At 69.7% G+C, this 12810-nt stretch carries 13 protein-coding genes; 6 read left to right on the top strand and 7 right to left on the bottom strand.

What is annotated here, in order from left to right:
• Nucleotides 1-28: 28 nt before the first annotated feature.
• From OHB24_RS19800 to OHB24_RS19790, 3 genes are all read right to left on the bottom strand, one after another.
• Nucleotides 29-823, bottom strand: a complete 795-nt coding sequence (locus OHB24_RS19800; protein WP_327640545.1) for a DUF4097 family beta strand repeat-containing protein — start codon at nt 821-823, stop codon at nt 29-31.
• A 98-nt stretch (nt 824-921) separates the two neighbouring features.
• Nucleotides 922-2199, bottom strand: coding sequence for an AAA family ATPase (locus OHB24_RS19795; protein WP_327640544.1), 1278 nt, complete (start codon nt 2197-2199; stop codon nt 922-924).
• Nucleotides 2199-2894, bottom strand: a complete 696-nt coding sequence (locus OHB24_RS19790; protein ID WP_327640543.1) for an SAF domain-containing protein — start codon at nt 2892-2894, stop codon at nt 2199-2201. Before OHB24_RS19790 ends, OHB24_RS19795 begins: the two co-directional genes overlap by 1 nt.
• 129 nt (nt 2895-3023) lie before the next feature.
• On the opposite strand from OHB24_RS19790, the gene OHB24_RS19785 reads away from it, so the two are divergent.
• The gene (locus OHB24_RS19785; RefSeq protein ID WP_327640542.1) at nt 3024-3272 is read left to right on the top strand and encodes a helix-turn-helix domain-containing protein; all 249 of its coding nucleotides are present in this window, start codon (nt 3024-3026) and stop codon (nt 3270-3272) included.
• A 119-nt stretch (nt 3273-3391) separates the two neighbouring features.
• Here the strand turns inward: OHB24_RS19785 and OHB24_RS19780 are convergent, their stop codons facing one another.
• Nucleotides 3392-3940, bottom strand: a complete 549-nt coding sequence (locus OHB24_RS19780) for a hypothetical protein (RefSeq protein WP_327640541.1) — start codon at nt 3938-3940, stop codon at nt 3392-3394.
• 169 nt (nt 3941-4109) lie between these two features.
• Between OHB24_RS19780 and OHB24_RS19775 the strand changes: the two genes are divergently transcribed.
• From OHB24_RS19775 to OHB24_RS19765, 3 genes are all read left to right on the top strand, one after another.
• Nucleotides 4110-5258 (top strand): LysM peptidoglycan-binding domain-containing protein, encoded by a 1149-nt coding sequence (locus OHB24_RS19775; protein ID WP_327640540.1) that lies wholly within the window; start codon nt 4110-4112, stop codon nt 5256-5258.
• A 346-nt stretch (nt 5259-5604) separates the two neighbouring features.
• Complete coding sequence (locus OHB24_RS19770; RefSeq protein ID WP_327640539.1) at nt 5605-6465, top strand: Rv3235 family protein; 861 nt, start codon at nt 5605-5607, stop codon at nt 6463-6465.
• Nucleotides 6466-6683: 218 nt separating this feature from the next.
• On the top strand, nt 6684-7601 hold the full coding sequence (locus OHB24_RS19765) for a VanW family protein (RefSeq protein WP_327640538.1): 918 nt from the start codon (nt 6684-6686) through the stop codon (nt 7599-7601).
• On the opposite strand, the gene OHB24_RS19760 is transcribed toward OHB24_RS19765, so the two are convergent.
• Nucleotides 7602-8009 carry a cupin domain-containing protein gene (locus OHB24_RS19760; RefSeq protein ID WP_327640537.1) on the bottom strand — a complete coding sequence of 136 codons (408 nt, stop codon included), beginning with the start codon at nt 8007-8009 and terminating at the stop codon, nt 7602-7604. It abuts the gene before it with no gap.
• 94 nt (nt 8010-8103) lie between these two features.
• On the opposite strand from OHB24_RS19760, the gene OHB24_RS19755 reads away from it, so the two are divergent.
• Together OHB24_RS19755 and OHB24_RS19750 are read left to right on the top strand one after the other, a co-directional pair.
• Complete coding sequence (locus OHB24_RS19755) at nt 8104-8811, top strand: helix-turn-helix domain-containing protein (RefSeq protein ID WP_327640536.1); 708 nt, start codon at nt 8104-8106, stop codon at nt 8809-8811.
• A 13-nt stretch (nt 8812-8824) separates the two neighbouring features.
• Nucleotides 8825-9850 carry an aminoglycoside phosphotransferase gene (locus OHB24_RS19750; protein ID WP_327640535.1) on the top strand — a complete coding sequence of 342 codons (1026 nt, stop codon included), beginning with the start codon at nt 8825-8827 and terminating at the stop codon, nt 9848-9850.
• Here OHB24_RS19750 and OHB24_RS19745 read toward each other — a convergent pair.
• Entirely contained in the window at nt 9831-11723 is a 1893-nt protein-coding gene (locus tag OHB24_RS19745; protein ID WP_327640534.1) for a hypothetical protein, read from the bottom strand. The two genes, OHB24_RS19750 and OHB24_RS19745, sit on opposite strands and share 20 nt — an antisense overlap.
• Complete coding sequence (locus OHB24_RS19740; RefSeq protein ID WP_327640533.1) at nt 11720-12778, bottom strand: glycoside hydrolase family 130 protein; 1059 nt, start codon at nt 12776-12778, stop codon at nt 11720-11722. The genes OHB24_RS19745 and OHB24_RS19740 overlap by 4 nt, the downstream gene beginning before the upstream one ends.
• Nucleotides 12779-12810: the final 32 nt, after the last annotated feature.

The following is a 12810-nucleotide window of genomic DNA, read 5'->3' as shown; positions in this document are numbered from 1 at the left end:
CCCCTCCCCGAGCGAAGCGAGGGTTTCGTCAGTGGTTGTATTCGATGCTCACGTCGCCCGAGGACGTCTTCGCCGTGATCGTCCGGGTGGCGTTCGGATCGATCTTCACGTTCGCCGCCTCATCGCCCGACGACGTGTCGGTGTCGACCTTGTACGCCTCGGTGCCGGACGGGATCCGGATCGAGACGTCGCCGGAGCTCGTCTTCGCGTCGACCGTCTGCGGCGCGACGCTGAAGTCCAGCGACGTACTACCGGAACTGCTGTGCGTCGTCACCGACGTCGCGGCGAGTCCGTCCGCCTCGAGATCACCCGAGCTCGACTTGAGGTCCAGCGGTCCGCCGACGTCGTGCACCTCGATGTCACCCGAGCTGCTCTTCAGCTGCGTCGCGCCCTCGATCCCGTTGACCGTCATGTTCCCGCTGCTGCTCTCGACCGTGAGCTTCACGTCTCGCGGCACCGTCAGGACGTACGTCGTCTTGCACCCGAACGACAGGAATCCGCAGCCGCCGCTCTCCAGTTCGAGCTTGCCCTCGCCCTCGTCGTACTTCTCGTTCGGGTCCGAGCCGAACACGTTCCGCTCGGACTGCCGGTCGACCTTGACCTCGGTCCCGTCGCCGGGCCGCACCTCGACCGTCGCGGAGCCGCCCTTCACGAGCAGCGAACCGCCCTGCACCGGGTAGCTGGTCTGGCTGCTCTTGGTGCCTTCGGTCAGTCCGGTGAACGCCCAGTACGCGCCGCCGAGGATGAGGGCGACGGAGATGGCGATCCCGTACCGCCGCTCGACGCTCATCGAGCTCCGCGGCCGGCCTTGGACATCGGACATGACGCTCCCTCAGTGCAGGTCGAAGTGCTTCCAACACTGGCACATCGCAGCCCTGCTGTCGGCGGGGATGTCCCCCAACTCGACCCTGATTGTCCGTGTCAGGCAGGGACGGAATGGAGATCGTCGGCGACCGCCGTGGCGAGCTGCTGGAACGCCTTACGGAGCTTGCTCGACTTCGCGGCCTCGGCCAGACTCCGCCCGTGCGCGACCGCGGTGTCCGTCGCACCCAGGTCGTACGGAAGCAGGGCGGCGTTGTCGATCCCGGCGTACTGACGCAGCGCGTCCAGCGCCGCGTCGCCCGGTGCGCCGCCGAGCGACCCGGACCGCAGCCGGTTCACCACCACACGGGTGTTGACCGACGGTACGACGGCGCGCAGGTCGTGGACCGCCCGGATCAGACGGGTCAGGCCGACCGGGTCCGCCGTACCGACGACAACAACCTCGTCGGCCTCCTCCAGCGTCACTACAGTCGCCCCGTTGCGCCGCGGCGCCAGCGAGTCGAACGAGATCTCCTCGTCGGTCTCGACACAGAACCCGGCGTCCACCACCGTGATCGGCGCCAGCGTCCGCGCGGTCGACCAGATCGCCTCGACCGCCGCGGGCCGCAGCTCCGTCCACCGGTCGGCCCGGCTGAGTCCGGTCAGCACCAGCAGATGCGGGTTCACCTCGCGCGCGTGCCGGGCCAGCATCACCATGTCGAGCGAGCCGTTCGACGCCGATCGCGCCGCGGCGGCCAGGCCGGACGTCTCGTCGAGCATCCCGAGCATCTGCGCCACGGTCCCGCCGTACACGTCGACGTCCGCGAGCAGCGTCGGGACCCGTTTCGCCGCCAGCTCGGAGGCAAGGTTGACCGCGACTGTCGTACGCCCAGGCGCGCCGGTCGGTCCCCAGACCGCGACGAGCCGGCCGGTGCCCTGCGGGAAGGCGGGCGGCTGCGGGTTGCCCGCGTTCTCCGGCGAGAGCGGGACGAAACCGCCCGCGAAGTGCGAGCTGGTGACCGGCGGCCCGGCCTCGACCGCGTCGGAGATCGCTCGGCCGAGGTCCGCCGGGCTCACGTCAGCGGGCAGGATCCGCTCGATCCCCATCCGGCTGAGCCGGTCCTCGGCGCCGAACGGTGCACCGGTCTCCAGAGGGTCGACCAGGGCGAGCACGGCGATACCGCGGGCGTACAGCGCGGCGACCGCATCGGACGACAGCCGCGGCAACGCGTCAGCCAGCAGCACCGCGCGGGCCTGACCGCTCGCAGCCGCCGCCATCACGTCAGCGACGTCGACACAGCGCCGTACGATCCGGATCCCGGGAGCGCCCTCGGTCCGCCGTACGACGTCTGCTTCCCATGGCGCCCCGGTGACGGCCAGCAGTACTGGGACGGACATCAGCTGTCCTTCCGGACCAGTGTCGGCTCGCCCGCGCTGATCGCGGTGAGGGCGGCCGGGATGCGGGGCAGATCGGCCGAGGCCAGGGCGATCGTCACCTGCCTGCGCGCCGAACCGCCGGCGACACCCTTCACCGAGTCGATCTGCAGCACGCGCACACTGCTCCACAGCGGCCGAGCGGGCTGGCCCTCCTCCTTCGGCACCACCCACACGTCCACCACGTCGCCGGGCGCGGTGTCGGACGGCAGGCGACCGGACGCCACCGACAGCGGGAACTCGGTGCGGTCCTGGTCGGACTTGGGTACGGCGGCATCCTTCGGCACGAACTCGCCCTGGCCCACCGTCCGGCCGACGACGAGACCCTTCAGATCGGCGTCGGCAGACAGGTACCGCCCCGAGTCGTCACCGCTGGTGAAGCGGACCCGGACCGTGGTCAGGTCGTCGTCGGTCAGCGGGGTCCCGGCCTTGAGCTCGTGCTTGGCCGCCCAGATCGTGGTGGTGTCGTCGGCGGACGACAGCAGCTTGGCGCCGGCCAGCGCGGTGACGGCGACCAGCAGCACGCCGAGCACCAGGCGGCCGTCCTTCCAGCGCGCCTTCCGGTTGCGCTGGGCCGGTGCGGCCGGCGCCCCGAAGCCACTTCGCACTGCTGTCTCGACCACGTCGTCTCCCCAGTCGGTCGTTGGATCCCGGGACATTCTGCCTGGTTGCCGCTCGCAGGGTGAACGGTCATCCACAGGCTGTCATGGCCTGGGGACAAACTCGGTCATCCACCCGCCAACCGTGGCAAACTGAGGGAACCAGCCACTATCCGAAGGAGCACGACGATGCCGAGTCCCCGCTTCCTCCAACTCGCCGACGTCGCCGAGGTCCTCAACATCTCCGCCAACCAGGTCTACGCGCTGGTCCGCCGCGGCGACATCCCCGCCGTGAAGATCGGCGGCCGCGGCCAGTGGCGAGTCGAGTCGACCGAACTGGAGAAGTACATCGAGCGCCTCTACACCGAAACCAAGCAGTTCATAGACACCCACCCCTTCGGCGAGGAAGTAGACGCCACCGAAGACGCCAACCTCTAACCCCCGCGCCCCCGGCGAGCTGGCGCCAGGGGTCTGGGCACAGGAAGTGGGGACTGGGGATAGGCAATTGCCTGTTCCCACACACCGGGAGGGGTGCGCTGTCCCGGTGGCTGGCCGGGTTAGCGGCGGCGGAGGGCGCGGAGGGCTTGGGTGGGGACCAGGCGGACGTTGTAGACCTCGCTGCGGCGGCGGGGTGCGTCCAGCGGGTGCTCGGCGAGTTCCAGGAAGTCGGCGCCGACCCGGTCGATCGTGCCGGTGACTGGACCGCCCCCACTGCAGAACAGCGTGACCGGTGAGCGATCCCGGGCGATCCCCCGCAGCAGATGCGCAAGGCCGAGCTTCCCCTCGACAGCTCCGACCGCCGGCTCCGCCCACGGTCCCAGCCGGTGTACGGCGACCAACGCCTCCACCGGGATCAGCCACTCCTCGTAGTGCTCGGTCTCGAGCAGCAGGCAGTCCTTCCCGACCCGGCTGAGCAGCCCGCGGACCGGCTCCGCGTCCATCAGCTCGACGCGTACGACGGTGTTCACCGCCCCGCGCAGGCGGTCCAGCACCGTGATCTTCCCGACCTCGGCGCGGATCCGATCGGCCACTTCGCCGTACAGATCACTCTCCTGGAGCGCCTCGAACTGCGACTCCAGGTCCGCGAACAACGCATCCCACCGCATGACCGTGAACCTACCGGTCCCGAGCCCCGCCGCGCCCTGCGACGGTCACCGTCCGCAGTGGAAACCGACGCAGAGTGCGTTAAGGACTTGCAAAGCCGCCGTAGAACCGGTCTATAGTGGTCAAGCCAAGGCAAACTAAAGCAAACTCATAGGTCGGGTGCGAAGCGGGATGAATGCGATGATCCGGGTGGTCAAAGGCACGCTCGCGCTGGCCGGGCTCGCCGGGCTCGGCCTGCTGCTGCGGTGGATCACCGCCGGCTCGATCAGCGGCCTGCGGACGTACGACCTGGACTCGCTGACCGTTCTCGCGGTCGGGACGGTCGCGTGGATCGCGTACGGGTGGCTCGTGTTGGCCGTCGTACTCACGGCACTCGAGCAGATCCCCGGTGCGGCCGGAGCTCTCGCCGGAGCCGTCGCGGGCCGGATCACGACCAAGACCGCCCGCGCCCTGCTCCGCTCCGGCCTCGGCGTCGCGGCCGTCACTCCCCTAACCGTCGGCGCCGCCCAAGCCACCCCCGGCCACACCGCCTACGTCAGCCAGTGGACCCAGCCGTCCTCGACCACCCAATCCACCAACTACCGCGCCACCGAGCCCCACTCCACGGTCCAACTCGGCGGCCAAGACGCGTCGTACCGCTCCACCGAACCCGCCTCCACCGTGCAACTCGGCGGCAGCAACACCGCAGCGGACCAAGCCGCCCACAACTACCGCGCCACCGAACCCCGCTCCACTGTCGAGATCAGCAACTCCGACGCCACGCCACCGGCGCACACCGCCTACCGCGCCACCGAACCGCCGTCCCAGGTCCGCCTGACCAACTCCACGACCCCCGCCCCGAACCGCCCAAGCACGGCTGGCGCTGGGCGGGCGGACGGCGGCCGGACGGCGTCTGGTCGGCCTGCTGCTTCCGGCGGACCCGTGGACTCAGGCGCAACGCCCGCTCGTGGACGAACGAGTGCGACCGAGCTGCCCACTGGCGGACGGAAGGGTGGGAACGACCTGCCTGCGGGTGGGCCCGCACGGGTGGGCGTGCCGGATCGGCCGACCGCTGGTGCGCCGACCCGCTACACCGCCCTGCGGCCGTCCGTCCCGGTGCGGGTCGTCGTACGGAAAGGCGACTCGCTCTGGAGCATCGCCGCCCGCGAACTCGGCCGCAGCGCGACCGCCGCAGCGATCGCCGCCCGCTGGCCGGACTGGTACGCCACGAACCGCCAAGTGATCGGGACCGACCCCGACCTCATCCTCCCCGGGCAGGTACTCCGCATCCCGCCCGCACCCACCGGCGACCACCTCCCGCCCCACCCCCAGGAGCAGTGACATGAGCCAGCCCCACAACCTCCAGCCGGAAGACCTCCAGCTGGACGACCTCCAGCCCGCTGCTCCTCTCACCGCCGTCCCCACCCGTACGACGGACCGCACCGGAGCCCGCGCCGCTCAAGAACACCCCGCCCCCACCCACCCGGACGCAACGGAGGCTCCCATGGCCGCCCCAAAGCCAACCTCACCGTCAACCACACACCCCAGGACGTCGCCCGCCACGGGTACTGCGGAGCCGACTGCCGGTACGTCATCAGCAGCTACCGAGGCGGAAGTGATGGAGATGCTGGCTGCGGTGGCTCGGCCTCGGTTGGCGTCGGTTGGTGGTGGGTTGGGTGGGCACGGTGTGCCGGCCACGGCGCGGTACGCCGGGGAGCTCACGGATGGGGCGTTGGCGCTGCGGTTGCAGGCGATCACGCGACTCGGCGTCGTGTCCGCGCCACGGCACCTGTCGAGCATCGACGCCCTCGCCACCCCCCAGCCCGCACCTGCTCCGGAAGAGCAAGACAACGGCTCGACCGCCACCCCTCAGGAAGAGCAGGACCGCGCGACCAGCGCCCTCGCCCAGGAAGAGCACGGCGGCGTGGTCGTCGCGTCGGCTCCGGACGAGGAGCGCAGCCCGGCCGCAGCCGTCCAGGGAGAACGCGGTGGTGCGTCACGGGCGGAGTTCGCGGGCGGTGAGGTGGCGAAGGAGGGGCGGAAGCTCAGCGTGGTGCCGGCGGTTGCCGGCGTCACGCACTCAGTCGCGGCGCCTGGGCAACCTGACGGGGCCCAGGCGCCGCTCAAGACAACCGACACCACCTCCAAGGCCACGCGTGCGGCTGGCGCCGGGGTCGGTGGGCGGGATCCACGGGCGGGCGCGGCTCCGGTGTTGCCGGAGGTTCGGGTTTGGGGGGCTCGGTTGGCTCAGGCGGTTTCGGAGGTGTTGGCGGGGGATCGGCCGATTTCGCAGCTGGTGCGGTTCACCGATGACGTGGTGTTCATGGAGCTGAACCGTAGGGTGCGGATGCTCGGGATGAACTCGACCGCGGGTACGCGCGGGGCGAAGGAGAAGAGCACGGTCCGTTCGGTGCGGGTATTCATGCCGGAGCCCTGCATCGCCGAGGTCGCCGCGCATGTGCGGCACGGTCAGCGTTCGCGCGCGGTCGCGTTCCGCCTCGAGGTCCGCCGCAACCGCTGGGTCTGCACCGCACTCGAACTCGGTTAGAGCGGGAGCAGACGACGGGTTATCCCCGCGCGTTGAGGGTTCTCTACTCGTACACGAAGGGAGAACCCCACACACGATGGGATAACCCCGGCTGTGCTGACGGGATCGCGCCGTACGGGCGGTGGGTGGGAGGCGCAATTTGATTGTGGTGGTTCTGTCATGTGGTTGCGGACAAGGCGTCGTACGGTGGCCGAGGTCTTCTTGTTCGGGGGAATGGAATGTTGGAGAGTGCGGCTGCCACGTCGGCGTGGCAGGTTGATGTTCGGGAGTTGACAGCGGCCGAGCGGGCGCGGGTTCTGCCTGCGGTGCGTCGGCGACGGTGGAGCGAGCGCGTCCGCCTGCTGTATCCGTTGGCAGTGCGCTACCACCGCGCAGCCAAGCGGCTGGAGTGGATGAGGTCCAGCACGCCGTACGCCGATACGCGCGACGCGAACGATCTACCGGTGCGCATCAAGCGGCACAAGTCTTTACTGCTAAGGCAGCTCGGTGAGACCGAGATGTGGATGCAGCACAACAAGGTGACGAACCTGAAGCTCGCCTGCGCGCAGGTCGATGGGCTGGTGATCCGGCCGGGTGAGACGTTCTCCTTCAACAAGGTGGTCGGCAACGCGACCCGTCGCAAGGGGTACGTGAAGGGCATGCGGCTGTCGAACGGGCAGGCCAAGCCGGGGATCGGCGGCGGCATCTGCCAGCTGGCGAACCTGCTGCACTGGATGGTCCTGCACTCGCCGTTGACCGTGACGCAGCGGTCCACGCACAGCTTCGACCCGTTCCCGGACAACGGGCGGGTGCTGCCGTGGGGCGTGGGCTGCAGCATCGTCTACAACTACGTGGACCTGCAGTTCCGCAACGACACCGACCAGACGTTCCAGCTGCATGCCGGCGTCGGCGATCGCTATCTCGAGGGCGAGATCCTGGCCGACGTCCCGGCCGCGTCGTCGTACCGGGTGTTCGCGAAGGAGGAGCGGTTCCTCCGGGTCGGCGCGGACTACTTCCGGCGGAACGAGATCTGGCGGACCGTGATCGATCGGCGCACGGGTACGGCGGTCCGCGACGAGCTGATCCGCGAGAACGTTGCCCTGGTCAAGTACCTGCCGGTCGACGTCCCGGTGCTGGACGTCGTACTCCCGGGCTGATCACTGCAGCAGCGAGCACCCGTACTTCTCGAACAGCGCCGCCACATCACCCGAGAACCCGCCGTGCAACTCGCGCAGCATCGCGTGGGTTGTGGACGACATCACCAGTACGTACCGCGCCGGCTCCTCGCCCGGGTTACCGAACGTGTGCGGCACGCCGCGCGGCCCGACGATCCCGGATCCGGCCGGTACGTCGTAGTCCTCGCCGTCGATCCGCATCCGCATCGTCCCGGACAGCACGTACCACGCCTCGTCGTCGGTGTGATGCACATGCAGCGGCGCCTGCCACGCCACATCGTCCGACGTACGTCCCGCGGCCTCCCACTCGGCGAGGACGAGGCCGGATCCCTCCGGCGCAACCGTCCGCCCGAGCAGCGGAACCCCTGACAGGTCGTCGCGACGTGACACCAGGATCTCCTTCTCGCCGGCGAAATCCCCATCCTGGCCGCGCGAATCCAACGATGCAACTGGAACTGTCGGCGGGCCGTAGCAAACTGGAGAGGTGACTGTGGTCGTCGAGCCGTACCGGGAGCGCCCCGCGCGCATCGCCGGCGCCGACCTGTGGACACGTACGGCGGAGGGCGGTGAGTACCGGATCCTGCCCGACGGCTGCATGGATCTGCTGCTGATGGACGACGACCTGATCGTCGCCGGTCCGGACAGCCGCGCCTGGACGGGCTGCGCGCCGCGGGGCACGCGGTACGCCGGGATCCGGTTCGCGCCGGGCGCCGCGCCGGGCTTCCTCGGCGTACCGGCCCGGGAACTGCTGAACGAACGGGTCCGCCTCGCGGACCTGTGGTCGCCGAACCGGAGCAGACGCCTGCTGGATCGGATCCGCGCAGCGCCCGACCGCGCGACAGCACTCGATGTCGAGGTCGCCAAACTACTCGAGGAGCCGACCGACCGCCTGACCGCGCACGTACTGCGCAGCGTCCGCGGCGGTCTGCTCCGCGGCACGGCCGGCGTCTCCCGCCTCGCAGCGACGATCGGACTCAGCGAGCGGCAACTGCACCGGCGTTGTCTGGACGCGTTCGGCTACGGCCCGAAGACGCTCGACCGGGTCCTGTGGATGAACGTTGCCCTCGACCACGCGCGCACCGGCGTCCCGCTCGCCGACGTCGCCGTACTCACCGGGTACGCCGACCAGGCCCACTTCACCCGCGATGTGAAAGCTCTCACCGGTCTGCCACCGAAGATCCTCTTGGGCTGACAAACTGCTCCCCATGACCGAAGTCGGTACGACGTCGTTGCGGCACAACCCGCTCAACGCGGTGACGGCGAACGTCGAACGGGTGACGTACGCCGACGGCCGGACCGCCGTACGCAAGGAGCTGCGACGGCCCGACGACTCACCCGGGCCGTGGGCCGCGTCGACCGACCCGCGGCACTGGAACTACTGGCGCCGCGAAGTCGAGGTCTACCGCGACGACGAGCTCCGCGAACAGCTCGCCGACGCCGGACTGGTCCTGCCCGCCGCACAGGTCGACGAGCGCTCCGACGGCGCCGTACTGCTGATGGACGACATCGCCGGTACGCCGGGAACACATTTCAGCCTCGCGGAACATGCAGCGCTCGCACGCGCCTGCGGCCGCTGGCAGGCCCGTCCCGCACCCGAACGGCCGTGGACGTCGACGGGCTTCCTGCGCGACTACTCCACGACCCGCGACGTCCCCTGGCAGCTGATGACCGACGACGCGGCCTGGCAGCAGCCGCTGATCCGCGAAACCTGGCCGGCTGAGCTGCGCGAGGCCTGGACCGGTCTGCTGGTCCATCGGGACGCGCTGCTCGATCTCGTCGCGACTCTCCCCCGCGCCCGCTGTCACCTCGACTTCTGGGTGTCGAACGTGGTCCAGCGGCCGACCGGCGAGCTCGCCCTGTTCGACTGGTCGTTCCTCGGTGACGGCGCTCTCGGCGAGGACATCGGCAACTACATCCCGGACGCGGTGTTCGACCTGTTCTGGCCGGCCGAGCGCCTTCCCGAGCTGGCCGAGACCTGCATCGCCAACTACCTCGACGGCCTGCACGAGGCCGGCTGGCGTGGTGACCCGGACCAGGTGCGCCTGGCGGTGATGGCGTCCGGTGTGAAGTACGCCTGGCTCCTGCCCGGCCTGCTGGGCAGGGCCTCGGACACGACGCACAACGCCTACCACCGCCAGGTCGACAGCAGGTACCTGTTCCACCAGCGCGGCCAGGCCCTGCTGTTCGTTGCCGAGTGGTGTGCCGAGGCGCTCAGCCGAGCACGACGGTGAACCCTCCGGGTACGACGAGTGGCTTGCCGCGGGCAACCAGCCGGCCGCTGGAGTCGTACGTGTAGGCGTGCCCACTGGCGCTGGCCAAGCGTGGACGGGTGTCAACACTCACCAGCAACGTCGCTGCTCCGATCCGGAAGCTGCTGATGGTTGGGAGCAGCAGTACTGCGTCCAACTGAGCCGTGCCCGTCGACTGTGCGCTGAGCGTGGTCGCGTTGGCAGGAAGCGGGTTGGCGAGTGTCAGCGGCTGGAGGGCGCCGGGCGCAGCCGAGATGCCTTGCGGGCCGCAGACGTGGACCAACGTGCCCAGACTGCGGCCGCCGCTCCTCCAGGTGGTCCGGGCCGGCGTGGGTGTGTCGACGAGGTTGACGACTGGGAGAACCAGCCGCTGCTGCGCTGACGGTGGCACGGTCCACGTCGCCGTACCGTCGACGGCGAGGTAGGAGCCATTGCTCCATTGGGATTCGCCGGTCCAAGCCGATGGCGGCGTGACGATCGCACCGCCGGTGGCCGTCTCCGCCTCGATGACCTGGAGCCCGTCGTACGCCGACGCTCCCGACAGGCGGGCGATTTCCGGGTGGGTGTCGAGGGCGAGCATCGAGAGCTGACCGTGGATCGTGGACTCGGCGCCGGAGTTGCGGTTGATCACGCCGTCGCCGGAGATGCCGTCGTACGTGCGGCCGGTGGTGGCGTCGTACATGGGCTGGCCGGCGCGGTTGGCGCCGAAGTACCAGGCGGCGACGAAGGCGGCGAGATGTTTCTGGCCGGGGCGGTCGATCGCGAGGAGTGCCTGCAGGCGGGCGTCGACGCCGTACGCGATCTGGGAGCGGTCGATCGGCGTCGGGAGCCAGCCGTTGTCGGGACCACCGGCCGTGAGGAGGAGTGGCGTGAAGCCGGCGGTGTCACCGATCGCTGCCGTGAGGAGAACGTTTTCGTTGAGTGTGGCCGAGGCAGCGGCGAGGGCTGAGGGCATCTGGGCGCCCCAGGCGTGCCAGTCGGAGATCGACTCGCCCCACGGCAGCAGCGCACGGAACGGCCATTCGCGAGTCGAGCCGGCGTGCATCTGCGCGATGCCTTCGGCGAAACGCGTGAGGGCTCGACGGGCACGGGGCGATCCGCCGGCGTCGACGTACGCCGAGAGTCCCAGGACCGCTTCGGAGGTGGCGTCCGCGCCGTTCACGATCAGCCACGCGGGGAGGCGGCGGCCGTCGACGACGTTGTACTGGCCGTAGCGGATCAGGACCTGGCGTTCGAGCGCGGCGATCGCCCGCTCGAGGCGGTCGCGGAGGAAGGTCGCGAAGGCGCGGTCGGTACGGCGGAAAACGCTGTACCCCTCCCCCAGCGCCCAGACGGTCCGGGCCAGCCAGTACGACGGCCCGGAGTCGGAAGGGTCGGGGAGTTCGACCGGCTCGGCGCTCGGGTTGAGCGTGCCGTCGGGCTGCATCCAGAGCACGACGTTTCCGTTGGGCGACTGCAGGAACGTCAGGGATCGCAGCAAGTCGCGGGCGGTCTGCAGCGAGGACGCCTGGTGGAAGAGTTTCCAGTGCCGCAGGTAGACGACGGCTGCCCGCGCGATGTCGTCCGCGTTGTAAGCGCCTTGCCCGTAGGTGTTCGTCGTCGGGTCGTAGGTGCCACCACCGATCCGCCGGTACGAGCCGTCCGCCTGGTGGTCGGCGTACGTCCACAGAACGCCCAACGGGCCGGAGCCATAGGTGGTGTGGCCCGCGGCGGCCGGAGGCGAGACCGAAGCCCGGAGGAAGTCGAGGTGGGCGAGGTTGGTCAGGCGAGTGGAGGCAGTAGCGGGAAGGGTGACGGTGGAGGCGGCAGCCACCGCGAGTGCTCCGCCGAGGACGGTGCGGCGGGTCGGCTTCATGTCAGCCGGTCCAATCTGGCCACGCCGATGGCGGCGTCGGCCATACCGTAGAAGACGTAGTGCACGCCTTCGACCTCTTCGATGGCGGTCGGGAAAACGACGTTTCCGACCGTTCCGACTTTTTCCTCCTCGGTTTCCGGGACCATCAGGGGTTCGGTGGTCCGGGTGACGACCCGGGTCACGTCGTCGGCGTCGAGGATCAGCGCGCCGGCCGCGTAGCAGACCTTCTGTGTGGTGGGGTCGAATCCTTCCGGCTGCTCGCCGGTGACGCCGTGGTGGATGACGAGCCAGCCTTCGGGGATCCGCAGCGGTGCCGGACCGGCGCCGATCTTCAACTCCTCGAACGGGTACTCCGACATCGCGACCAACCGGTGCTGACACAGGTGGACGAGGTTCCGCAGATCGTCCTCGACGGCCGCCACGGGAACGAACGACACCCAGATCCCCGGCCGGTCGTCGGTGACGCCCGCCGGCAGATGCACTCCTTCACCCTCGCGGAACCATCCGAGATCCCACATCGGCCGGTGCAGCATCGCGTACGACGGTTCGCCGTCCGGGCCCGGCACCGGCTCGGGGAAGAAAACGGTGTCCTTGTTCGGGAACAGGTTGAGATCGGTATCCAGGTCCGGCTGGTACTCGAAGTGCAGCGGACCCAGCCGCCGCCACTCACGCAGATCCGACGACACCGCCAGCGCCGGCTTCGGTCCGAGCGGACCGTAGGCGACGTACGTCATCACGTGCAGCCCGAGCGACGGGACGAACGTGACCCGTGGATCCTCGACGCCCGCGTTGTTCTTACCGCGCTCCCAACCTTCGTCCGGTGCGAGCACGACACCTTCGCGCCGGACACCGACCGGTACGCCGTCCGCCAGCTCGACGGCCGCCAGGCCGACCCGCGACACGTTGCCGTCAGCAACCAGCCGCGGCAGCAGGTACAGCTGCCCGTCGGGCGTGTGTCCGGTCGCCGGGTTCAGCACCCCCTCCGCCTCGAGTTCGTTGCCAGGCTCCGCCGTCATCAGAACGCCGACGCGAGTAAGGGTGTAAGGGACAGTCACGGAAAAGCCTTTCTGGAAATAGCACTGCAGGG

Origin of the sequence: Kribbella sp. NBC_00482 (assembly GCF_036013725.1) — a bacterium.
GTDB lineage: Bacteria > Actinomycetota > Actinomycetes > Propionibacteriales > Kribbellaceae > Kribbella.
This window is presented reverse-complemented; position numbering and strand designations above follow the sequence as displayed.